This window comes from Nisaea sp., assembly GCF_034670185.1.
In the GTDB taxonomy this organism is placed as follows: domain Bacteria; phylum Pseudomonadota; class Alphaproteobacteria; order Thalassobaculales; family Thalassobaculaceae; genus Nisaea.
The window spans coordinates 1,472,976-1,495,171 of record NZ_JAXMNY010000001.1; the positions used below are offsets into that span (position 1 = coordinate 1,472,976).

At 60.9% G+C, this 22,196-nt stretch carries 20 protein-coding genes; 11 read left to right on the top strand and 9 right to left on the bottom strand.

What is annotated here, in order from left to right:
- Nucleotides 1-9: 9 nt before the first annotated feature.
- From VOI22_RS06990 to VOI22_RS07000, 3 genes are all read left to right on the top strand, one after another.
- Nucleotides 10-831 carry a universal stress protein gene (locus VOI22_RS06990; protein ID WP_323795814.1) on the top strand — a complete coding sequence of 274 codons (822 nt, stop codon included), beginning with the start codon at nucleotides 10-12 and terminating at the stop codon, nucleotides 829-831.
- Nucleotides 832-1,028: 197 nt separating this feature from the next.
- Nucleotides 1,029-3,713 (top strand): pyruvate, phosphate dikinase, encoded by a 2,685-nt coding sequence (gene ppdK / locus VOI22_RS06995; protein ID WP_323795815.1) that lies wholly within the window; start codon nucleotides 1,029-1,031, stop codon nucleotides 3,711-3,713.
- Nucleotides 3,714-3,903: 190 nt separating this feature from the next.
- Nucleotides 3,904-5,508, top strand: a complete 1,605-nt coding sequence (locus tag VOI22_RS07000; RefSeq protein WP_323795816.1) for a gamma-glutamyltransferase family protein — start codon at nucleotides 3,904-3,906, stop codon at nucleotides 5,506-5,508.
- A gap of 9 nt (nucleotides 5,509-5,517) precedes the next feature.
- Here VOI22_RS07000 and VOI22_RS07005 read toward each other — a convergent pair whose 3' ends face one another.
- Nucleotides 5,518-5,967, bottom strand: a complete 450-nt coding sequence (locus tag VOI22_RS07005) for a GNAT family N-acetyltransferase (RefSeq protein ID WP_028464757.1) — start codon at nucleotides 5,965-5,967, stop codon at nucleotides 5,518-5,520.
- Nucleotides 5,968-5,988: 21 nt separating this feature from the next.
- The gene (locus tag VOI22_RS07010; protein ID WP_323795817.1) at nucleotides 5,989-7,071 is read right to left on the bottom strand and encodes a divergent polysaccharide deacetylase family protein; all 1,083 of its coding nucleotides are present in this window, start codon (nucleotides 7,069-7,071) and stop codon (nucleotides 5,989-5,991) included.
- A 130-nt stretch (nucleotides 7,072-7,201) separates the two neighbouring features.
- Here VOI22_RS07010 and VOI22_RS07015 point away from each other — a divergent pair, with 130 nt between their 5' ends.
- The 6 genes from VOI22_RS07015 (at nucleotide 7,202) to lexA (ending at nucleotide 12,305) form a co-directional block, all read left to right on the top strand.
- The gene (locus tag VOI22_RS07015) at nucleotides 7,202-7,834 is read left to right on the top strand and encodes an aminodeoxychorismate/anthranilate synthase component II (RefSeq protein WP_323795818.1); all 633 of its coding nucleotides are present in this window, start codon (nucleotides 7,202-7,204) and stop codon (nucleotides 7,832-7,834) included.
- A complete protein-coding gene (gene trpD, locus VOI22_RS07020; RefSeq protein WP_323795819.1) occupies nucleotides 7,831-8,880 on the top strand; it encodes an anthranilate phosphoribosyltransferase in 1,050 nt (349 codons plus the stop codon). The genes VOI22_RS07015 and trpD overlap by 4 nt, the downstream gene beginning before the upstream one ends.
- Nucleotides 8,873-9,679, top strand: coding sequence for an indole-3-glycerol phosphate synthase TrpC (trpC, locus tag VOI22_RS07025; RefSeq protein WP_323795820.1), 807 nt, complete (start codon nucleotides 8,873-8,875; stop codon nucleotides 9,677-9,679). Before trpD ends, trpC begins: the two co-directional genes overlap by 8 nt.
- Nucleotides 9,680-9,713: 34 nt before the next feature.
- Nucleotides 9,714-10,190 (top strand): cyclic pyranopterin monophosphate synthase MoaC, encoded by a 477-nt coding sequence (gene moaC, locus VOI22_RS07030; protein WP_323795821.1) that lies wholly within the window; start codon nucleotides 9,714-9,716, stop codon nucleotides 10,188-10,190.
- Nucleotides 10,180-11,433, top strand: coding sequence for a gephyrin-like molybdotransferase Glp (gene glp / locus VOI22_RS07035; protein WP_323795822.1), 1,254 nt, complete (start codon nucleotides 10,180-10,182; stop codon nucleotides 11,431-11,433). The genes moaC and glp overlap by 11 nt, the downstream gene beginning before the upstream one ends.
- Before the next feature lie 101 nt (nucleotides 11,434-11,534).
- Entirely contained in the window at nucleotides 11,535-12,305 is a 771-nt protein-coding gene (gene lexA / locus VOI22_RS07040; protein WP_323795823.1) for a transcriptional repressor LexA, read from the top strand.
- 9 nt (nucleotides 12,306-12,314) lie between these two features.
- Here lexA and VOI22_RS07045 read toward each other — a convergent pair whose 3' ends face one another.
- Entirely contained in the window at nucleotides 12,315-12,629 is a 315-nt protein-coding gene (locus tag VOI22_RS07045; RefSeq protein ID WP_323795824.1) for a hypothetical protein, read from the bottom strand.
- An 85-nt stretch (nucleotides 12,630-12,714) separates the two neighbouring features.
- Complete coding sequence (locus VOI22_RS07050) at nucleotides 12,715-14,802, bottom strand: ComEC/Rec2 family competence protein (RefSeq protein ID WP_323795825.1); 2,088 nt, start codon at nucleotides 14,800-14,802, stop codon at nucleotides 12,715-12,717.
- 122 nt (nucleotides 14,803-14,924) lie between these two features.
- On the opposite strand from VOI22_RS07050, the gene gltX reads away from it, so the two are divergent.
- Together gltX and VOI22_RS07060 are read left to right on the top strand one after the other, a co-directional pair.
- Complete coding sequence (gltX, locus tag VOI22_RS07055; RefSeq protein ID WP_323795826.1) at nucleotides 14,925-16,319, top strand: glutamate--tRNA ligase; 1,395 nt, start codon at nucleotides 14,925-14,927, stop codon at nucleotides 16,317-16,319.
- Between the two features lie 96 nt (nucleotides 16,320-16,415).
- Nucleotides 16,416-17,717 (top strand): citrate synthase, encoded by a 1,302-nt coding sequence (locus VOI22_RS07060; protein ID WP_028464748.1) that lies wholly within the window; start codon nucleotides 16,416-16,418, stop codon nucleotides 17,715-17,717.
- 105 nt (nucleotides 17,718-17,822) lie between these two features.
- Here the strand turns inward: VOI22_RS07060 and lpxB are convergent, their stop codons facing one another.
- From lpxB to lpxD, 5 genes are read right to left on the bottom strand one after another with little or no spacing between them, the layout of a single operon-like run.
- Complete coding sequence (lpxB, locus tag VOI22_RS07065; RefSeq protein WP_323795827.1) at nucleotides 17,823-19,031, bottom strand: lipid-A-disaccharide synthase; 1,209 nt, start codon at nucleotides 19,029-19,031, stop codon at nucleotides 17,823-17,825.
- Nucleotides 19,028-19,861 (bottom strand): LpxI family protein, encoded by an 834-nt coding sequence (locus VOI22_RS07070; RefSeq protein ID WP_323795828.1) that lies wholly within the window; start codon nucleotides 19,859-19,861, stop codon nucleotides 19,028-19,030. Before VOI22_RS07070 ends, lpxB begins: the two co-directional genes overlap by 4 nt.
- Before the next feature lie 8 nt (nucleotides 19,862-19,869).
- Nucleotides 19,870-20,676, bottom strand: a complete 807-nt coding sequence (gene lpxA / locus VOI22_RS07075) for an acyl-ACP--UDP-N-acetylglucosamine O-acyltransferase (RefSeq protein WP_323795829.1) — start codon at nucleotides 20,674-20,676, stop codon at nucleotides 19,870-19,872.
- Between the two features lie 3 nt (nucleotides 20,677-20,679).
- Nucleotides 20,680-21,159 (bottom strand): 3-hydroxyacyl-ACP dehydratase FabZ, encoded by a 480-nt coding sequence (gene fabZ / locus VOI22_RS07080; protein ID WP_416366101.1) that lies wholly within the window; start codon nucleotides 21,157-21,159, stop codon nucleotides 20,680-20,682.
- Nucleotides 21,156-22,187, bottom strand: coding sequence for a UDP-3-O-(3-hydroxymyristoyl)glucosamine N-acyltransferase (gene lpxD, locus VOI22_RS07085; protein ID WP_323795831.1), 1,032 nt, complete (start codon nucleotides 22,185-22,187; stop codon nucleotides 21,156-21,158). Before lpxD ends, fabZ begins: the two co-directional genes overlap by 4 nt.
- Nucleotides 22,188-22,196 lie beyond the last annotated feature (9 nt).

The window sequence follows — 22,196 nt, forward strand, 5'->3', positions numbered from 1 at the left end:
GAGGAACGAATGGCAATCAAGGATCTGGCCGTTGCCTATAACGGCACGGCCAACAGTCATGCTGCGCTCCGGCTGGCAGTGCGTATGGCCGCCAAATACGGAGCGTCCATCACTGGACTTCATGTAAACCCACCACTCCATCTGGATAACCAGACGCGCCAGTGGATACCGGACAGCATCCTGGAAACCCTGCAAAAGGCGGAGCAGGACAGCGTCTCCGGCATCGAGGCGCAGTTCCGGAAAGAACTGGTAGACCTCGGCTATACCAGCAAAGGGGACTGGATCGCGGAACAGGGTGAGCCGAACCGGGTTCTGGCGAAAGGCTCGCGATATTTCGATATCCTGCTTGTCGGTCAATTCACTGCGTCAAACGGGGTGAAGGCGGAAATCCGGCCCGAGGATATCGTGCTACTTTCCGGCAAACCCGTGATCGTCGTACCGAAAAAGTATGAAGACCGGCCCTTCAACGAATTCGCCGTGGTCGCCTGGGACGGCAGCCGCCCGGCCGCCCGCGCGCTGACGGATGCGATGCAGATCCTGGAAACGAAGAGCCGGATCGATATCGTCACTGTTGTTCCGAAAGACACACCGCCCGATGGCGGCCATGACATTCTCCGCCATCTCCGGCGGCACGGAATCGACGCCCGGCAGGTCGTTCTTCCCGATAATGGCGGCATCGCGAATACGATCCTGACCCATTGCGCCAGCACAAATCCCGACATTCTGGTTATGGGCGCCTATAGCCGGACACGTATCCGAGAGGATATTTTCGGGGGAACCACCCGCGATGTTCTGGAAAATCTGACCGTTCCGGTCCTGATGGCGCACTGAATCACAGAATCAGCGTCACGAAAGAGTCAAATTCCGCTCCGGACTGCGACTCTTTCCTTCCAACGACGCATTTCTTTGAGTAAACACCATCCGACCCCGTTGGACCTTTCGCAGGTGCAACAATCAAACGGTGCCTATATCCCCGGGTGCGAGTGCCCGGGCGCTAGGCACTGGAACCATGACTCGGAGAGCGGATCTTGGCTAAGTGGGTGTACAATTTCGGAGCAGGCAAGGCCGACGGGTCGGCCAAATTGCGGGAGCTTCTGGGTGGCAAGGGCGCCAATCTGGCGGAGATGGCCAATCTCGACCTGCCTGTCCCCCCGGGCTTTACGATCTCAACCGAGGTCTGCACGTACTATTATGCCAATGGCCGGACCTACCCAAGCGATCTTGCCGACCAGGTCGAAGCCGGCCTGAAAGCGGTTGAAACGGCCCTCGGACGGGGCTTCGGCTCCGATCAGAAGCCGCTTCTGGTTTCCGTCCGCTCCGGTGCCCGCGCCTCCATGCCGGGCATGATGGACACGGTGCTCAATCTCGGCCTGAACGACACCACCGTTACTGCCCTCGCCCGCGAGACCAACGACGAGCGTTTCGCCTATGACAGTTTCCGCCGCTTCATCCAGATGTACAGCGACGTCGTGCTCGAGGTGGAGCACTACAATTTCGAGGAAATCCTCGAAGAGTACAAAGAGCTGAAAGACTACAGCCTCGACACGGAAATGTCGGCGGACGACTGGAAGAGCATCGTCTCTGAGTACAAGGCGCGGGTGAAGGAGGTTCTGGGCCGGGACTTCCCGGAAGATCCGAAGGAACAGCTCTGGGGCGCGATCAGCGCCGTATTCGGCTCCTGGAAGAACCAGCGTGCGAACACCTATCGCCGCCTGCATGACATTCCGGAATCCTGGGGCACCGCCGTTTCCGTGCAGAGCATGGTGTTTGGCAATATGGGTGACGACTGCTCGACCGGCGTCTGCTTCTCCCGCAATCCCTCGACCGGCGACAACCGCTTCTATGGCGAGTTTCTGGTCAACGCTCAGGGCGAGGACGTGGTCGCCGGTATTCGCACGCCGCAGCCGCTCACCATCGCAGAGCGCGAGGAAGGCGGCGGAGATCTTGCTTCCATGGAAGAGGTCCAGCCGGACGTCTACAAGGAACTGGTGGCGATCCGCGACAAGCTTGAAGCCCATTATCTTGACATGCAGGACATGGAATTCACGGTTCAACAGAACCGGCTCTGGATCCTGCAGACCCGGAATGGCAAACGGACTGCAGCAGCGGCCCTGAAAATCGCCTGTGATCTGGTGCGTGAAGGCCTTATCGACAAGCGCGAAGCCGTGCGCCGTATCGACCCGGCCCAGCTCGACCAGATGCTGCACCCGACCCTCGACCCCAATGCCACGCGCGATGTTGTCGGCCGCGGCCTGCCAGCCTCTCCCGGTGCCGCCAGCGGCCAGATCGTGTTCACTGCCGAAGAGGCGGAAGAATGGGTCAAGGCCGGCAAGAAGGTCGTCCTGGTCCGCAACGAGACCAGCCCCGAGGATATCGGTGGCATGCACGTGGCAGAGGGCATCCTGACCACGCGCGGCGGCATGACGTCCCACGCGGCCGTCGTGGCACGAGGCATGGGAACGCCCTGCGTCTCCGGCGCGGGCGAGATCAAAGTCGATGGCAAGAACAAGGTGATGCTGGCCGGTGGCCGCGAATTCGCCGAAGGCGACGTCATTACCCTGGACGGCACCTCTGGCGAAGTGATGAAGGGCGAAGTCGCCACTATCAAGCCCGAGCTGACCGGCGATTTTGGCGAGCTGATGGGCTGGGTGGACGAGTTCCGCACCCTTGGTGTCCGGGCTAACGCGGAAACTCCGCTGGATGCGCAGACTGCCGTCGATTTCGGCGCCGAGGGCATCGGCCTGTCGCGGACCGAGCACATGTTCTTCGATCCGGAGCGGATCGTGCACATGCGGGAGATGATCCTGGCCCGCGATCCCGAATCCCGCCACGCAGCCATTACCAAGCTGCTGCCGTATCAGCGCGAGGATTTCACCGCCCTCTTCCGCATCATGAACGGCCTGCCGGCGACCATCCGCCTGCTTGATCCGCCGCTGAACGAGTTCCTGCCGCACACCGACGAGGAAATGCAGGCAGTGGCCGACGCCGCCGGCGTCTCTCTCCGTGCTTTGCAGATCAGAAAAGCGGAACTGGATGAAGCCAACCCGATGCTGGGCCATCGCGGCTGCCGTCTTGCCGTGACCTACCCGGAACTCTGCGAGATGCAGGCCCGGGCCATCTTCGAAGCCGTTGTCGCGGTGAAGAAGGAAGGCATCAAGGCCATTCCGGAAGTGATGATCCCGCTGGTCGGCACCAAGGCCGAAATGGACGATCAGGCTGTGATCGTCCGCCGCATCGCGGAGGCCGTGAAAAAGGAAACTGGCGAAGATTTCGAATACATGGTCGGCACCATGATCGAGCTGCCGCGCGCCTGTCTGGTCGCGGATGAGATCGCCGAGACCGCCGAATTCTTCAGCTTCGGCACCAACGACCTGACCCAGACCACGTTCGGTTTCTCGCGTGACGATGCCGGCAGCTTCATCGACGAATATCTTCAGCGTGGCCTACTGCCTGCCGACCCGTTCATCACCATTGACCGGGATGGCGTCGGCGCCCTCGTCCGCATGGGTGCCGAAAAAGGCAAAAAGACCCGCCCCGACCTGAAAATGGGGATCTGCGGCGAGCATGGCGGCGACCCGGCCTCGGTCCGCTTCTGCCACGAGGTCGGCCTTACCTACGTTTCCTGCTCACCCTACCGGGTCCCGATCGCACGGCTCGCTGCTGCACAGGCGGCGATCGATGACTCTGACGACAAGCGCAAACAGGACGCCTGATCAGCTCTTCCAGGAAGACAGAAACGCCGCCATCAAGGCGGCGTTTCTCGTTTCAAGGCCCTTCAGGCGAGTAATGCGCATCTTGGGTTGATCATCGCTTTCGTCAGTTGCATCCTGACTCCAGTCGTTCTCCGGCGGCTCACAATGGATGCAGGTGTCCTGCCTGCGTTTCTTCAATGGGGGAATTTCGATGGGTGTCGCCGTCTATTCACACGGCCGTCCGACAGTGCGCGCTGTCGGAGGAATGGTCTCTTCCGCTCATCCGCTGGCTTCGGCGGCAGGTACCAAGATGCTGGAAGCTGGCGGCAACGCGTTCGATGCCATCGTCGCTACCGCCGCAGTACTCAACGTTGCCGAGCCGTTCATGTCCGGCCTTGCCGGGCTCGGGTGCGCAACCGTATTCGCGGCCAAGGACAGGAAAGTCCGCGTTCTCGATTTCCACCCGCCGGTGCCGTCCGCTTTCGATGCGTCTAAACTGGATAGTCTCGACATCCGGGACGGGGCGAATGCAAGCGGAACTCCGGGGAATCTCGCCGGCTGGTGCACGCTTGCCTCCGAGCTCGGCACACTTCCGTTGAGCACTCTCCTGGCTCCGGCGATCAGGCATGCGCGGCAGGGTATCCCGGTCTCGCCATTCTTTGTTGAAATGGTGCGCGTCAGCCGTCCGAGAAATATGCAGCCGGAATGGCTATCGACCTATATCGATCCAACCGATAATGCCACCCTCAACGCCGTCCTGAAGCAACCCGATCTGGCGGAGTCCCTGGAAGGTATTGCTGTGGAGGGGCCTTCCTACCTCTATGACGGCCCGCTCGGGCGTAAGATGATCGCGCATCTTCGCTCGCTTGGCGGCTGCATGACGGAGGACGACCTCGCCGCCGTCGCGCCGGTTTGGGAAGAGCCGGTGGTCACGAATTACCGCGGGCTCGACGTTCACGTGCCCCCGCCGCCTGCCGAATCCTTTCAATTCCTGCTGACCCTGAAATTGCTCGACGGCTTCGATATCGGTGCCAAGGAGCATCTTTCGGCGGACCATCTGGATATGGTTTTCCGGGCCGTCCGTTTGGCGGCGGAAACCCGTATCCGCAACAATAAATGCACGCCGGAGCGTGTCGCGGAACTGCTGAGCGAGCGCTATATCGCCCCTCTGCGCGAGCGCCTCCTCGACCCGGCACCGATCATCGGACGCACGGAACAATTCGCCGACGGCGCTCTGCCCGGGGGCGTGGAGCTGCGCGAACACACGACATCCTTTTCCGCCATGGACCGCGACGGCAACGCGGTGTGCCTGACCCAGAGCCTTGGATCCATGTTCGGCTCTGGTGTCGTCATTCCGGGGACGGGCGTGACCATGAACAACTTCATGAACTGGGGCGACCTTCACCCGGACTCACCGAACCGCCTTGTCGGTGGGCAGCGTTTCGGGATGTGCCTTGCTCCCTCGATCTCGCTCAGGGACGGCGACGCCGTACTCGCGCTCGGCACACCCGGGAGTTACGGCATTCTGCAAACCCAGGCGCAGGCCATGGTCCATCATCTCGATTTCGGCCTCGACCTTCAGGCCGCTATTGATGCCCCTCGCGCCCGGCTTTGGGATGGTGCCAAGGTCGCCCTCGAAGCGCGCGTGGAGGAGCCGGTAATCGAGGAGCTGAAACGGCGCGGCCATGAGATTGAGCTGACGACTCCCTTCTCAATGCAGTGCGGAGGCATGCATGCGATCCGCCGCGATCCGAAAAGCGGCGCCCTCTCCGGTGCCGCAGATTCGCGCCGCGACGGAGCAGCCGTCGCAATCTAGGGATCTATCTCAGGCCGCTTTCAGCATCTCGTAATGCGGGATGCCGTCCTCGTCATAGGGACCACGGATAATCTCGTACCCGACGCTCAGGTAAAAATCCTTGAGGTATGCCTGCGCGTTGAGCCGGATCGGGACATCGCCGTATAGCGCCTGGGCACGGGCGTGGCCCTCGTCCATCAGCTTGCGCGCCAAGCCCCTGCCGCGAGCCTCTGGCGTTACCAGGACACGGCCCAGCGCCGGCTCATCATAATAGTCCCCCGGGCCGAGAATGCGCAGATAGGCGAGGAAGGTTCCATCCTCGGCGCGCCCGATCAGGTGCCGGGCCAGATGGTCCTTGCCGTCGATATCCGGATAGAAGCATCTCTGCTCAAGGACGAAAATATCCTGGCGCTGCCTCAAAATGTCATAGAGATCGGCGCAAGAGAGGCTTTCAAAGCCCTCGAATGTCCAATCGACCATGATCGGCCCCTTTTCAGTGGGTCAAGAACGTCCCGCCTGTTCCCATAGCGCCGGATAGCGCCTGCGGACAAGAGCGGAAACCGGAACGATTGCAAAACCGCGGGTTAATGCATCCGGAATCCAGTCCCGGAGTACGGTGATCGTCGCATCGTGCGGATGCCCGATAGCGATAGCGGTACCGGTCCGAAGCGCAATTTTCTCTACCTGCTCCAGACGATACCGGACTTCCTCTGGCGTGTCCTCGTTATCCAGGAAGACGTCGCGGGTCAGCACCGGCACTCCGGCCGCGTGCGCCGTGCTTACGCCGGCACTATCCGGTGCGGTCACCGAATCGAGAAAGAACAGACCTCGGCTACCCAGGGCCGCCATCACGGCCTGCATACCGGCCCGGTCCGAGGTGAAACGGCTGCCCATGTGGTTATTGACGCCGACATATCCGTTGAATCTCGCAAGCCCCCATTCGAGCTTTTCGGCGAGTTGCAGCTGTGTGTCCCGCACCCGGAGCACTTTCGGGCCGGGATCTGCGTCCGCGCTCTTCGGCTGCATCGGCACATGAACCATGAGCTCGTGCCCCCGGGCCCGGGCCGCTGAGGTTTGACTGTCCAGATCCTGGCCATAGGTCAGGAAGGACAGCGTCAACGGCGCCGGCAGGGCGACCACAGCATCCGAGCGCCGCCGGTCGATCCCGACATCGTCGATCACCAGCGCGATCATCGGCTTACCGGCCTCTGCCTTGTAAGCAACCGCGTTCCGGACCCAGGCGGGTGTCTTTGCGGGCATCAGGTCCGGAACAGGCAAGTCCACTTCGGGAGGGATAATCGCGGGCGCGGGTTTCGCAGCCTCTTCCGGCACTGGTTCCGCGACTTTGGCAATCAGCCGGTCGAGCGCGGCCTGTTCCAGCGGTTTGGGTCCGGTAGGCGCCGGGAGTGCCACCATCTTACGTGCCGGCGCCGCACCGTCAGACGGCATTTGAATGGCCGGCTCGGCACCGAACTGCATGCCAGCCCAGAGACCGACGCCGAACACGGCCAGCACGAAGGCCCCTCCGCCAGCCGCGAGAACCAGTCTGTTGATCCTGATTTTGTCTTTGCGTTTCCGCGCCATAAACCGGTCCCAAAAGGGTTTGCCAAGCCACGCCTGCCGGGGCAGTCTCTATTCGCTCGTGCGGAGGCTTGCTATAAACACTAGAAGAGCCTCCGATCTTACTTCAACACAATTCGATAAAAGTCTGAAAATGTTCATACTTATCGACAATTACGACAGCTTTACCTACAACCTCTGGCACTTCCTCGGGTCGCTGGGCGTGGAGGTAGTTGTACACCGTAACGACCAGATCAGCACCGACGAGGCGATGGCACTGAACCCGCAAGGCATTGTGCTGTCGCCGGGCCCGCGCGATCCGGACAGTGCAGGCATCTGCCTGGAGCTGATCGAGCGCGCCGCCGGAAAGGTTCCCGTGTTCGGTGTTTGCCTCGGGCTACAGTCTATCGGACAGGCCTTTGGCGGCAAGATCACCCGCGGTCCGGTACCGATGCACGGCAAGATCAGCGCCGTCACCCATACGAATAAAGGCGTTTTCCAGGACCTGCCAAGTCCGTTCGATGCGACCCGCTATCACTCGCTGGTCGTCGACCGGGCGACCTTGCCGGACTGTCTCGAAATTACCGCCGAGACCGAGGACGGCATGATCATGGGGCTGCAGCATCGCGAGTTGCCGATCCATGGCGTCCAGTTCCATCCGGAAAGCATCGCCTCCGAGCATGGACACAAACTCCTGCAGAACTTCTTGCGGATCTCCGGCGTCAATGTCGAGCCGCTGAAGCCGCTGGAACAACTTGAATCAGAATTGCGGAAAACCGGGACATGACCGGCGACATCCAGGACATGAAGTCGCTGATCGGGCACGTGGCGACTGGCGCTTCGCTGTCGGAAGCACAGGCCGAGACCGCATTCGACATCATCATGTCGGGCAACGCCACACCGGCGCAGATGGGCGGTTTCCTGATGGCGCTGCGGGTCCGAGGCGAAACCGTCGAGGAGATCACTGGCGCCGCGAAGGCAATGCGAGCGAAAGCACTTCGTATCAGCGCTCCCGCCAATGCCATGGATACGGTCGGCACCGGCGGGGACGGCGCGAAGACCTACAACATCTCCTCCGCCAGTGCCTTTGTGCTGGCCGGTACGGGTCAGCCTGTTGCGAAGCACGGCAACCGCGCCCTCTCCTCCCGCACCGGAGCTGCCGACGTGCTGAGCGCGCTCGGTATCAACAACGAGTGCGACATGAGCCTGGTGCAAAAGGCCATCAACGAAGCCGGTATCTGCTTCCTGATGGCCCCCCGTCATCATTCCTCCATGCGCCATGTCGGCGGCACCCGCGTCGAACTCGGCACGCGGACGATCTTCAACCTGCTCGGCCCGCTCTCCAATCCGGCCTTCGTGAAGCGCCAGCTTGTCGGTGTCTTTGCCCGCGAATGGGTGGAACCGGTGGCGCAGGTGCTCGGCAAACTCGGCTCCGAAAGGGCCTGGGTCGTGCACGGCTCCGACGGCCTCGATGAAATCACCACAACCGGCCCCACTTATGTCTCCGCGCTGGAAGACGGCAAGGTCCGCTCCTTCGAGATCTCGCCCGAAGATGCCGGCCTGCCGCTGGCCAAGCCGGAAGATCTCAAGGGCGGTGCCCCGGAAGAAAACGCGAAGGCTCTGCGCGCCCTTCTGGAAGGTCAGCCCGGCGCCTATCGCGACGTTGTGCTATTCAATACCGCAGCCGCTCTGATGGTATCCGAGAAGGTCTCCACTTTAAAAGACGGTGTCGCCCTGGCTGCCGAGACCATCGACAGCGGCAAGGCACTGGCCAAACTCGAGGCACTCATCAAAGTCACAAATTCCCTCAACGAGGCGGTAGCCCATGACTGACATCCTCGCAAAGATCTGCGCGGACAAGCGCGAGTATATCGCTGCCTGCAAGGCCGCCAGGCCGGTAGGAAAGCTGAAGGCACGCGTCGACGAGGCTTCGGCGCCCCGCGGTTTCGGCTCTGCCCTGAAGAGGGCTTCCCGGGTCGGCTACGGACTGATCGCAGAGGTCAAGAAAGCCTCTCCCAGCAAAGGGCTGATCCGCGCCGATTTCGATCCCCCGCGCCTCGCGGAAGCCTATGCAGGTGGCGGCGCCACCTGTCTCTCCGTGCTGACCGATATGCCCTATTTCCAGGGCCATGACGACTATCTGATCGCTGCCCGGAACACGGTCACACTTCCGGTCCTGCGCAAGGACTTCATGCTCGACCCTTACCAGATATGGGAGTCCCGCGCGCTGGGTGCCGATTGCATCCTGCTGATCATGGCGGCACTTGAAGACGCGCAAGCGGCCGAGCTTGAAGCGCTGGCAACCGAGCTCCGTATGGATGTGCTGATCGAGGTGCATGACGGCGCGGAACTCGACCGGGCTCTCGAACTGAAATCACCGCTTATCGGCATCAACAACCGAAACCTCAAGACCATGGTGACGGATATCGCGACGACCGAAGAACTGGCCGCGCGGGTACCCTCGGACCGGCTTTTGATATCAGAAAGCGGTCTCAATGAGCCGGCCGACCTTGCCCGCATGGCGGCCGTTGGCGCCCGCTGCTTCCTGGTCGGCGAAAGCCTGATGCGGCAGGAGGATGTTCGGCGCGCCACTGCAATCCTGCTGAACGATCCAGTGCCGGCAGTTGCCTGAGCGCCCGGCCCCCTAAAGGCATACGGAACAGAAGATGAGCGAACTGACCCATTTCGACGAGCGCGGCAATGCCGCCATGGTCGATGTCGGCGACAAGGAAATCACAGAGCGCACCGCCACGGCGGCCGGTACGGTGACTATGGCCCCGGCAACCATGAAACTGATCGTCGATGGTGGCGTGAAGAAAGGCGATGTGCTTTCCGTCGCCCGTCTCGCCGGCATCATGGGCGCGAAGAAGACACCGGACCTGATCCCGCTTTGCCATCCGCTTTCCCTCACCTCAGTCAAGGTCGAGCTGACCTGCGATACCGACCGCAATGCCGTCGATATCTCTGCGACCTGCAAGCTCAAGGGCCGCACCGGTGTCGAGATGGAGGCGCTCACCGCCGTCAGTGTCGCCGGACTCACCGTCTATGACATGTGCAAAGCCGTGGACCGAGGGATGAAGCTCGAGAATATCCGCCTCATTCACAAGGCGGGCGGCAAATCCGGAGACTGGCATGCCGAATGATCTGCTGCCGGTCGAGGAAGCGCTAAGCCGCATCCTCTCCGCAATGCCGGTGATGCCAGCCGAGGACGTGCCGCTGACGGACGCACACGGGCGCACCGCCGCCGCGGATATCGCGGCGCGACGCACACAACCTCCGGAAGCTGTCTCGGCGATGGACGGCTATGCCGTGCGCGGCTTAGACGTGGCCGAAAAGGGCGCCAGACTGAAACGGATCGGGACGGCCCCCGCCGGTCATATCTTCGAGGGTACGGTCGGCCCAGGTGAGGCGGTCCGCATTTTCACAGGCGGCGCGGTGCCTCATGGCGCCGACACCATCGTCATTCAGGAAGACGTGAAGGCCAGCGCAGAAAAAGACGGGGCCACACTTGAGGTTACCGAAGCGACCAGAACCGGCGCCTATGTGCGCCCGGCGGGGCTCGATTTCCGTGAGGGCGATATCCGGATCAAGACCGGACGGGTTCTGACCGCCCGTGATATCGGCATGGCCGCCGCCATGAACGTGCCCTGGATCGAAGTGCGCCGGAAACCGCGCGTTGCCATCCTGCCAACCGGCGACGAGATCATCCGGCCGGGCGATCCAACAGGGCCGAACAAGATTGTTAGCTCGAACAGTTATGCTCTGGCGGCGCTGGTGCGGGCCTGTGGCGGCGAGCCGACTATCCTCGGCATTGCTCCCGACACGGTCGAGGGCCTGCAAGCCATGGTACGTGGCGCCAGAGGCGCGGACATTCTAATCACGACCGGCGGCGCCTCCGTCGGCGAACACGATCTTGTCCGTCACGCACTCGGCAGCGACAAGTTCGGCCCCGGCGGGCTTGAGCTTGATTTCTGGAAGATCGCCATGCGCCCCGGCAAACCGCTGATCTTCGGTCATATCGGCGACACCCCGCTGCTCGGCCTGCCGGGCAACCCGGTCTCCACTATCGTCTGCGGCACCGTATTCCTGCGTCCGGCTATCTCCGCCATGCTTGGCAGGGCCGAGCCGGAAAACCGCACCCTGAAAGCGCGCCTCGCCATGCCGCTAAAGGAAAACGACCGGCGCCAGGACTATCTGCGCGCGACGTATCATCTGGACGAAAACGGCGAGGCCGTGGTCGAGATATTCGAGCGCCAGGACAGCTCAATGCTGGCTCTGCTGGCTGAGGCGAACTGTCTGCTGATCCGTCCGCCGCACGGGCCGGCGCTTGCCGCGGGCACTAAAGTCAACATTCTTCCCCTCGGTATCGGGACGATTTCGATCTGATCTCCCCGCTCGACCAAAGGCTTGACGCCAGACAAGAACCAAAGTAGAACATTTCAAATGTTTATCTTTTGTTCTTAACGGAACCAGTGCGGGAGTCTCCGATGCTCACCAAAAAGCAGCACCAACTACTGCTGTTCATCCAGAAACGTCTGGAAGAAGACGGCGTCTCTCCCTCCTTCGATGAAATGAAGGATGCACTAGACCTGAAATCCAAGTCTGGTATTCACCGACTGATCACGGCGCTGGAGGAACGCGGTTTCATCCGGCGCCTGCCACACCGGGCCCGGGCGCTTGAAATACTGCGCACGCCCGATTCAAGCGCAGCGGCTCCGACCCAGGCGGCTGTAACGCATCCGGCTGCGCTCGACCGTCCGGCCAGCCGTGGGTTCACCCCGAATGTCATCCCCGGTAATTTTGCCCGCGCCTCACGGGATGTCGAGGAAACGGCCCCCCCCGCTCCGGAACAGGCAGCAACGCATTCAGATGAAGAGATGATCGATCTTCCCATGTTGGGTCGGATCGCCGCCGGCACGCCAATTGAAGCCCTGCGCGACAATAGTGCGCGCATCGGCATTCCGGGCTCCATGATCCGGGCGGGTGATCATTACGCGCTTGAGGTTTCCGGTGATTCCATGGTCGATGCCGGAATTCTCGACGGCGATACAGTGATCATCAAACGCGGGGATACGGCCGATAACGGCAGTATCGTTGTCGCCCTTGTCGATGAGAACGAAGTTACACTGAAACGTCTGCGCCGGCGCGGGCACGCGATCGCTCTGGAGCCTGCCAACCCGAATTACGAAACACGTATATTCGGCCCGGACCAGGTCCGGATCCAAGGCAGTCTTGTCGGATTGATGAGGAAATATTAAGTCCGGCGACTAGCCGGCGTTCGAGCCCCAGATCACACCGAGATCGGCGATCTTCACCTCCGCCTGCGGCTTGTTCCGTGCCCGGACGGAAAGGACGTGACGCCGTTCTTCCTGCGCCTTGTTGATCGCGACGCTCTTGATCTCTCGCCGGTTGGTCAGCGGAATCTGGTCGAACACAGAAGTAGCCCATTCATGGCGGGCATGGTTGCCTTCTTCGTCGGAAGCTTTCTTGATCGCGATATAGGCAAGGTTCTTGGTGCCAACAACATCAGATACCGAGTCAGCCAGAATGTTCAGGGCTCGTTTTTTTAAAGTATCCGACACCAGCGCTTCACCCTTCTGTAAATCGCAGTCTACGAAACAGGCTCATTGAATTTATGTAAAGTTATCGCTTTTTTCGCACTAAAATTCAATTTGTTTTATTGCGGCTACGCGCAATTCCGCGTGACCAAGGCCTGTTTCCCTGTATCTGCCTTGAGTATACAACTTTTGGCACGGGTTTATCCAGCCAGATTGCAATTGAGCCGCCAGCCCTGATTTGCTTTGGCCCTAAGATCAGCCGCGGCATCGGACAGATATCCGGCACTCTTACCCGGGTCACAAGAATGTCCGCCCGCCGGCAATCCTCCGCAAGAGATTGCGCATCGGAGGACCAGGCAACAGAACCGATCCGCGGTGCGTCCATCGCGCAGCCCAGACTGTCACAATGGAACCGGGATGGCGCGGCCGGCTCATCTCCTTGCGCGTCCAACACTCCCGCACGACGACGCCAGACATCGACAGCAAACCCCGAATGTCTTGACGTCGAGACTATCCCCGCTCCTGAAAACACACCGACCATCTTGGCCCGATCCGCAATGACCAGTGTTGGCGGAACCCAGGGAGACGCCACAAGTACGCCCATGCACACAACAAGAACCGGAACGGCACCGAACCGTATACGTCCACGCGACAGGCACAACCAAAGCCCCGAGAAGGCCGTGAGGCCCATGACCCAACCAGGAGCCGCCGCAACAGCGTGTGTCGCATACGGCCAGCCCTGGACGACCCTGGCGAGCTGAAGAACGCCGTCTATCCCCCAACCCATCGGTACCAGCGCCAGTCCCTCAAACCCGAATGGCATTAGGATCAGCGCCGCCGCACCGAACGGCATAATCCACAGGCTAGCGGCCGGAACAGCAAGCAAGTTGGTCGCAACGCCGTAAAGTGCGGCTTTCTGAAAGTGATAGAGTGCCAACGGCAATGTGGCGCTTGAGGCAACAAAGGAACTCAGTGCAAGCAACCCGACATGCCGGGTAAATCCGCCAAAAAGTTGGCCACGCGCCGGATACATGCTCCACGTACCGGTCTCGTAGATGGCAACGAGGCAAATAACTGCGGCGAAAGACAACTGGAAGCTGGCGCCCAGGACATATTCGGGACGCGCCGCCATGATGATCGCGGCGGCGGAGGCAATCAGGCGCATGGAAATTGCCCGCCGGCCGATCACGACCCCGATTAGCACGACCACTGTCATGACATAGGCGCGCTGCGTCGGCACGGACGCGCCGGACAACAACAGATAGACCGTCGCGAACAGGATTGCGCCCGTCGCCGCCATTCTTCTCGTTGGCCAGCGCAGCGCTATCGCTGGGTGGAGGCTTAACAGCAGGCGGATGAAGAAGAACACACACCCGGCAACCAGCCCCATATGCAACCCCGAGATGGCGAGCAGATGGGCAATACCCGCATCCCGCATGGCCTCAGTCGCACCCTCGGAGATCCAGTCCCGGTCCCCAACAAGAAGCGCGGCGGCAAGCGCACCGGTATCTCCCGGAAGCCGGGATCTGATTCGCTCCGAAAGATCACTGCGAAGAGCCGAGAGCCTGCCAGACAGAGGCACCTCCCCCGCAGCCTCCACGGTCAACGGCCCAAGGGCAAAGCCGACGGCGCCGACTCCCCCAAAATAGAGCGCTCTTTGAAAATCAAAGGCATGGGGAGCGACCGGCGGAGGCGTCGGTCTGAAACGCCCAAAGACCGTGATCCGCGAGCCGGCAGACGGCGCCCTGTCCCGTTTCAGCAAAAGCAGCCTCACCCGGCCGGGCCGGTCTTCCAGCGCAATCCGGCCAAACTGCTCCACACGGACGATCAACCTCTCCCCCCGTGAGGTGGCCCGCACTTCCTCCACCATCCCGGTGAGAGAAATCGCGATTTCCCGCTTCAGGACCGGGGCGGCGACCTGCCATGTCCTGAATTGCGCTGCCGAGAACCCGGCGACAGCAGCCAGCAACGGTATCAGACAAAAGACGCAAACCACGGAGCGCCTTGTGATCGCCAACAGCAACGCAAGGAAACCAAACAGCGCCGGGCCTACATAGAGAGGCGGCTCAGTCAGCAACTCGAAATAGCTGAAAATACCGGCGCCGAACGCAACGGGCAGCCAGAGCCCGGCACGCGGTCGGTTTTGCGCCACGACACCTGCCAGCCAGTCCTGCCCGGCCCGAAGCCCCCGACGCAAGACAGCTCCCGTCGCTGTCCAATCTCGCACTGCACCGGTCAATGTGCTACATAGCCCCGCGCCCAAAGGCCGAGATGGCCGGGGCTCACCCTTTGCCCAACAAAATCACGAGAAACAGCTCCATGTCCGTCGTAACGCGTTTTGCCCCGTCGCCAACCGGTTTCCTGCATATCGGTGGCGCAAGGACCGCGCTCTATAACTGGCTCTATGCGCGGCACACGGGCGGAAAATATCTGGTCCGGATCGAGGATACAGACAAGGCACGCTCCACACCCGAAGCGGTGCAGGCAATCTTCGACGGTCTCGCGTGGCTAGGCCTGCTTGGCGACGAGGAGCCGGTCTATCAGTCAGCCCAACTGGAGCGTCATGCGGAAGTGGCCAAGGAACTGGTCGCCAAGGGCCGGGCCTATTACTGCTACTGCACCCCGGAAGAACTCCAGACCATGCGCGAAGAGGCGAAGGCGGCCGGAAAACCGATGCGGTACAACGGCATGTGGCGCGACCGCGATCCGTCGGAAGCACCTGCGGGCGTCGCCCCGGTTGTCCGCCTCAAGGCCCCGCTGGAAGGCGAGACAACTCTGTCAGACCATATCCAGGGCGACGTCACCGTGCAAAACGAGCAGCTTGACGATTTCGTGCTGCTGCGTGGCGACGGCACCCCGACCTACATGCTGTCCGTGGTCGTCGACGACCATGATATGGGCATCACCCATGTGCTGCGCGGCGACGACCATCTGAACAACGCTTTCCGCCAGGCCGCGCTTTACCGCGCAATGGAGTGGGACGTTCCGGAATTCGGCCATATCCCGCTGATTCACGGTGCCGACGGCGCCAAGCTGTCAAAGCGCCATGGCGCGCTCGGCGTGGATGCCTACCGGGAGATGGGCTATCTGCCGGAAACCTTGAAAAATTATCTGCTTCGCCTTGGCTGGGGTCACGGCGACGATGAGATCATCTCCTCTGCGCAGGCCATTGAATGGTTCACTCTGGAAGCCGTCGGCCGCTCTCCATCCCGTTTCGATCTTGCCAAACTGGAAAATCTGAATGGCCATTATATCCGCGAAGCCGATAACGAACGGCTGACCGGACTCGTCATCGCCGGTCTCGGCGACGTCGACGAGGTAGGCCGCAGCCGGATTCTTAAAGGCATGAACGGCCTTAAACAACGCGCTAAAACCATGGTTGAGCTGACTGAGAATGCCGCGTTCTATACTGCGGCCGTGCCATTGACTTTCACGGAAAAGGCCAGAAATCTTCTAACGGAAGAAGCTCTTAGCCACCTAGCAGCTCTCACCGCCGATCTCGAAGCGATTCCGGAGTGGAACGAGGAAGCCATTGAGCAAGCCGTCCGCACCGTTGCCGAAAAAGCCGATATCAAACTCGGAAAACTTGCCCAACCGCTGCGCGCTGCGCTAACGGGATCAACTGTTTCGCCGGGCATCTTCGAGGTTGCCGCTGTTCTGGAACGCGCAGAAACCTTGGCCCGGCTCAAGGCGGTTTGCGGCACTGCACAATAGAGACTAATATCCGCCGCGATTAAGCGGCACGTTGCCCCAAATGTGCCCCAGGGGGATGCGGGGCAGCCGCCCAACAAGAACTAAGGGAAGCTCAGGATGACTAAATCAAACACCGGCAGCTTTACACTCACCGATAATCAGACCGGCAAGAGCTACGACCTTCCAGTCCTGCACGCATCGGTCGGCCCAAACGTGGTCGATGTCCGTAAATTCTACGCCCAGACGGATCATTTTACCTATGATCCCGGTTTCACCTCGACCGGCTCTTGTGAGTCCGGCCTGACCTATATCGACGGTGACAAGGGCATTCTGCTCCATCGCGGCTATCGGATCGAAGATCTGGCTGCCAACTGTTCCTTTCTCGAGGTTGCCCATCTGCTGCTGAACGGCGATCTGCCGAACAAGGAACAGAAGGCCAAGTTCGATCACGACGTGACCTATCACACGATGGTGCACGAGCAGCTCAGCAACTTCTATCGCGGCTTCCGCCGGGATGCGCACCCGATGGCCATCCTTTGCGGTGTCGTCGGCGCCCTATCCGCCTTCTATCACGATTCCACGGACATCAATGACGAGCACGCCCGCATGGTGGCGTCCTTCCGTCTGATCGCGAAGATGCCGACCCTGGCCGCCATGGCGTACAAATACTCCATCGGCCAGCCGTTCAATTATCCGAAAAACAACCTCGGCTACGCCGAAAACTTCCTGCACATGATGTTCTCGGTCCCGGCCGAGGAATACGAGATGAACCCGGTCCTGGCCAAGGCAATGGACCGCCTGTTCATCCTGCATGCCGATCATGAGCAGAACGCATCCACCTCGACCGTCCGTCTGGCCGGTTCCTCTGGCGCCAACCCGTTTGCCTGCATCGCAGCCGGTATCGCCTCTCTCTGGGGCCCGGCACATGGCGGCGCGAACGAAGCCGTGCTGACGATGCTCAACGAGATCGGCCACAAGGACAATATCAAGGAGTACATCGCAAAGGCGAAGGACAAGGACGATCCGTTCCGTCTGATGGGCTTCGGTCACCGGGTCTACAAGAACTACGACCCGCGCGCCAAGGTCATGCAGGAAAGCTGTCACGAGGTGCTGGAAATCCTCGGCGTCGACGATCCCCTGCTGGAACTGGCGATGGAGCTCGAGAAAATTGCGCTGGAAGACCCGTATTTCGTGGACCGCAAGCTGTTCCCGAATGTCGATTTCTATTCTGGCATCGTGCTGAAGGCGATGGGCTTCCCGACCTCCATGTTCACCGTCCTGTTCGCCGTTGCCCGGACCACGGGCTGGGTCGCGCAGTGGAAGGAAAGCATCGAGGATCCGCAGGCAAAAATCGGCCGCCCGCGCCAACTTTACACTGGCCCGACCGAGCGTCCGTTTGTCCCGCTCGACAAACGCTGATTAAAATTCAAGTTTCGGATTTGAAGCGGCGGCGCGAAAGCGCCGCCGTTTTCTTTTAGCGGTCGCGGAGCATAAAGCCCCGCCTATCAATCCAACTGAAGGAACTCAGGCCGGCTGAGGAAACTCGGGAACCTTAATGCCAGCCGCTTTCGCCACAGCCAGGGCCGCCCTGTCAGACGGCGCAATGTCACCTGTCCCGAGAACCTCGCGCAGCGCCTGTCCGGCGGCGATGCTTTCCCCCCGCGCCTTGCTGTCATCGAACAGCCGAGCGACGGCGACGGTCAGCGCCTCCGGCGTGCAGTTATTCTGCATGAAAAAGGGCTGGACCGGCCGCTTCAAAATCCAGTTCGCCAGTACCACCGCGTCCATGTTGACAAGCATCCGTCCAATCGGCACGGAGAGCGGATTGACCTTGTAGCCGACAACAGTCGGAACGCCCGCAAGCGCCAACTCAAGAGTGACCGTTCCGGAAGCAGCCAACGCCGCATTCATGGCAGAGAACGCGTCGTATTTATCTTCGGCATCTTCCAGAATGACCGGCTGCAAGGGCCAGGATTTCACCCCTTCCCGAACCATGTCAGCGACGCCTGGAACGGTTGGAATCACGACACGCATATTAGGATAACGCGGAGCCAGGCGCCTTACGGTCTCGCCGAAACTCGGGAGCAACCGGCGCACTTCACCCGCACGGCTGCCCGGCAGAACACCAAGAACCGGCACCTTCGGCGGAATTCTGGTTCGTGCGCGCAGGCGGGCACCGTCGCCATCCGGTTGCATCGATGCCGGATGCCCGACGAATGTGGTCTTGAGCCCGTGCTCCTCAAAATAGGGCGGCTCGAACGGAAACAAGACGAGCAGCTCATCGAGGAACGTCGAGATCACCTTCGCCCGGCCCGGCCGCCAGGCCCAGACAGTCGGAGCCACCATATGCAGCAACGGAAAGGGAACGTTCTGACCCGCGGCACGACGCTTGAAGAGTCGTTTCTGCACACGCAGGTTGAAACCTTTGGAATCGACCGTCAGCAGCACATCCGGCTGCAGCTTCAGGATATCGTCGACGGTCTGACTGATGCGCCGAAGCAGCTTCGGGGCATGCGGAAGGACCTCGAAGACCCCTAGCACCGCCATTTCCGAATTGGGGAAAAGGCTGGTCAGACCTTCTGCCGCCATCCGGTCTCCGCCAACACCGGCGAAACGCACCCGGCCGCCCGTCATTTTTTTAAGCGATTTCATCAGGCCGGCCGCAAGCACGTCGCCTGACGCTTCACCGGCGACGATATAAACCAGCGGCGTGCGCTCCGCAGTCTCCGTCACAGTTCCAACTCCCGAAGACCTTCGATTCCCGCGAGGAACAAACCTGCTTGATTCGCGATGTCAATTGCCAGCTCGCGGTCGACAAGAATGGTCGCCCCGGCCTCAACCGCAATTCCGCGAAATCCGGCGGCGGCAGCACCACGCACCGTATCTGGGCCGATTGTCGGCAGATCCGCACGGCGTTCCTGGCCGCGCTTGCGCATTTTGACCAGAACCGGCCCTTGGGCACTGTCTCGCTTCAGCTCCGCGGTCCGGGCAATCATCGCGTCAGTCCCTTCGACAGCTTCCACGGCCAGTACCAGACCTTCCTGGACGACGACCGCCTGTCCGACATCAGCCGGGCTCAGGGCTTCCAGCACGGCCTTGCCGCGCGCGATATCAAACTCGGCGGCTTCGTCGGGAACATGTTGAGTAATCGTACCTGCCGGCATCAGGTAACCGCCAAGCACATCGTCGATACCGACCACTCGGAAACCATCGCTTTCGAGTTCTTCGATAATGACGGAGAGCAAACCATCGTCGCCAAATGCCTTGCGTCCGGCGCGGGCCAGCATCTTGGCCGACCGCATATCGAGAGACATGTCCGAGAATGCCGGCCTGCGCATTGGGCCAGCCAGCACGACTTCCTCGACGGACGCCTGCTTCAGCTGCTGCAGAGTGGAACTCGTGGCCCCCAGACGCACCCAGGCATGATCGAGGCCTTCAACGGTCGCCTGATCGGTTTGCCCTTCAAAGGCGATTACAAAGACACCGTCACCGTCGCTCAGCCGACGTTCAGCAATACGGCGAGGCAGCACCCCGCCGCCAGCGAGAATTCCAAGCTTCGGCATATCCGGTCTCAGGTCCTGCCAGGCTGGCAGATTGCACCGCGACTGCTGGTAGAGCGGATGAAATCGATGATATCCGCCACGGCTTCATGATCGCCGAATTCGCGTGCAACGGAGTCCACACGTTCCTGGAACGTCCCTTCGTCCGCGAACAGCAACCTGTAGGCCTTGCGCAATTCGGCGATCTGCTCCTGAGTGAAACCACGACGCTTCAGGCCAATCAGGTTCAGTCCGGACAGCCGCGCACGGTCGCCCATCACGGTCCCGAACGGGATCACATCATTCTCGACGCCGGTAAGGCCGCCAATCATGGCGTGCTTGCCAATGCGCACGAATTGCCGCGCGGCGCTGAGCCCGCCGAGGATGGCGTACTCGCCGACAGTCACATGCCCCGCCAGGGTCGCGTTGTTTGCCAGGATGACATTGTCACCGACGATGCAGTCGTGAGCCACGTGAGAAGCGGCCATGAACAGGCAGCCGTCTCCCACCCGGGTCATCATTCCGCCGCCTTCGGTGCCAATATTCATAGTGACATGCTCGCGGATCACATTCCGCGCACCGATCACCAGCTCGGACGGCTCTCCGCCATACTTCAGGTCCTGGGGAATCTGCCCAATGGACGAGAACGGAAAAATCTCTGTTTCCGCGCCGATGCTGGTCCGGCCATCAAGGACTACATGAGCATGCAGGCGGCAGCTGTCTCCCAGAACGACGTTCGGGCCGATGACGCAATATGGGCCGATCTCGACTCCGGAGCCGATCTCTGCAGCTTTATCAATAATCGCGGTCGGGTGGATGCTGCGCTCTTGCGATGTCATCCTCTATTGATCCACGATCATCGCGGAGAATGTCGCCTCGGCGACCAGTACATCGTCGACTTTCGCCGCACCTGTAAATTTCCAGACCGGTCCCCGGTTTCTCGCTTTCTCCACGTGGATCTTGATCTGGTCGCCAGGCACCACGGGCTTGCGGAAACGAGCATCGTCGATGGTCATGAAATAGACCAGCTTGCCTTCCGCTTCCTTGCCCAGGGTGGCCACGACAAGGCAACCGGCGGTTTGCGCCATCGCTTCGATAATCAGGACACCCGGAAAGACCGGACGGGTCGGGAAATGACCCTGGAAGAAATTCTCGTTGATCGAGACATTCTTGACCCCGACCGCTTTCACGCCGAGTTCGATTTCCTCGATCTTGTCCACCATCAGAAACGGATACCGGTGCGGAATAAGCTCCATCACCCGGTTCACGTCGATATCGGTTTCGACAGCCGTTCCGACTTCAGTATCTGCGGCGCCCATCATTTCTCCAGATCTTTGTTGCGTCGCCCCAGGGACTTGATAGCAGCCACCTGGCGGCGGAATTCTCTTATTGGCACGGCCGGCGATCCGCCGATTTTCTCCCCCGGCGCGGTCGTGCTCGTGACACCGGACTGCGCTGCGACCTGCACACCATCGCCGAGTTCGAGATGACCGGCCAAGCCGACCTGTCCCGCGAGAACTACGTAATTCCCGATTTTCGTGCTTCCGGCAATACCGACCTGACCGCAAATAATACAGCCTTTGCCAACCTGAACGTTGTGGCCGATCTGGACGAGATTATCAATCATGGTCCCGCGACCAATGACCGTATCAGGCCCGCTCCCACGATCGACACAGCTGTTTGCGCCGATTTCGACATCATCCTCGATGATCGCCCGGCCAAGCTGGGGCATCTTGATAACGCCGGCTTCGTCTACTTCAAATCCGAAACCACAGGTTCCGATCCGGGCGCCGGGATAGATCACCGCCCGTGCCCCAATCAGACAATGGGAGAGCGACGCGTTTTCGCCAATAACGGTCCCCGCTCCCACCTCGACATTCTCACCAACTGTTGCGTTGGCCCCGACCGATACGCCGTCGCCGAGCATTGCACCGGCTGAGATCACAGATCCCGGACCAATGGAACAGCCTTCTCCGATCGTCGCCGCCCCGTCGATTGACGCGGTTGGTGCAACGCCGGTGACCGGGCGCTCTTCCGGATAGAACAGGGTGGCGATTTTGGCGAAGGCGCGACGCGGCCTGTCGCTCACAATCAGGGCAAGCCCGTCTGGAGCACGATCCGCAATATTGCGCGGAAGAATGCAGACTGCCGCTGCGGAAGACGCCAAGGCACCGACATAGCGACGATTCTCAACGAAACAAATATCGCTGGCCGTCGCCTCCTCAACGGAAGCGATATCCGCGATCACCATGTCCGGATCAGGACAATTAAGCAGCTCCCCGCCAACACGCTCGGCCAGCTCGGTCGCCGAATATGTTCCTGATTTTCTGAAAAATCTCGTGTCAGGCATCGGGCGGCA

Excerpts from the sequence above, each read along its gene's own strand:
- VOI22_RS07000 (WP_323795816.1), top strand. The coding sequence starts at position 3,904 with ATGGGTGTCGCCGTCTATTCACACGGCCGTCCGACAGTGCGCGCTGTC.
- trpD (WP_323795819.1), top strand. The coding sequence starts at position 7,831 with ATGACCGGCGACATCCAGGACATGAAGTCGCTGATCGGGCACGTGGCG.
- lpxD (WP_323795831.1), bottom strand. The coding sequence starts at position 22,187 with ATGCCTGACACGAGATTTTTCAGAAAATCAGGAACATATTCGGCGACC.
- glp (WP_323795822.1), top strand. The coding sequence starts at position 10,180 with ATGCCGAATGATCTGCTGCCGGTCGAGGAAGCGCTAAGCCGCATCCTC.
- VOI22_RS07060 (WP_028464748.1), top strand. The coding sequence starts at position 16,416 with ATGACTAAATCAAACACCGGCAGCTTTACACTCACCGATAATCAGACC.
- lexA (WP_323795823.1), top strand. The coding sequence starts at position 11,535 with ATGCTCACCAAAAAGCAGCACCAACTACTGCTGTTCATCCAGAAACGT.
- gltX (WP_323795826.1), top strand. The coding sequence starts at position 14,925 with ATGTCCGTCGTAACGCGTTTTGCCCCGTCGCCAACCGGTTTCCTGCAT.
- VOI22_RS06990 (WP_323795814.1), top strand. The coding sequence starts at position 10 with ATGGCAATCAAGGATCTGGCCGTTGCCTATAACGGCACGGCCAACAGT.
- VOI22_RS07005 (WP_028464757.1), bottom strand. The coding sequence starts at position 5,967 with ATGGTCGATTGGACATTCGAGGGCTTTGAAAGCCTCTCTTGCGCCGAT.
- lpxA (WP_323795829.1), bottom strand. The coding sequence starts at position 20,676 with ATGACATCGCAAGAGCGCAGCATCCACCCGACCGCGATTATTGATAAA.
- VOI22_RS07010 (WP_323795817.1), bottom strand. The coding sequence starts at position 7,071 with ATGGCGCGGAAACGCAAAGACAAAATCAGGATCAACAGACTGGTTCTC.
- VOI22_RS07015 (WP_323795818.1), top strand. The coding sequence starts at position 7,202 with ATGTTCATACTTATCGACAATTACGACAGCTTTACCTACAACCTCTGG.
- fabZ (WP_416366101.1), bottom strand. The coding sequence starts at position 21,159 with ATGATGGGCGCCGCAGATACTGAAGTCGGAACGGCTGTCGAAACCGAT.
- VOI22_RS07070 (WP_323795828.1), bottom strand. The coding sequence starts at position 19,861 with ATGCCGAAGCTTGGAATTCTCGCTGGCGGCGGGGTGCTGCCTCGCCGT.
- trpC (WP_323795820.1), top strand. The coding sequence starts at position 8,873 with ATGACTGACATCCTCGCAAAGATCTGCGCGGACAAGCGCGAGTATATC.
- moaC (WP_323795821.1), top strand. The coding sequence starts at position 9,714 with ATGAGCGAACTGACCCATTTCGACGAGCGCGGCAATGCCGCCATGGTC.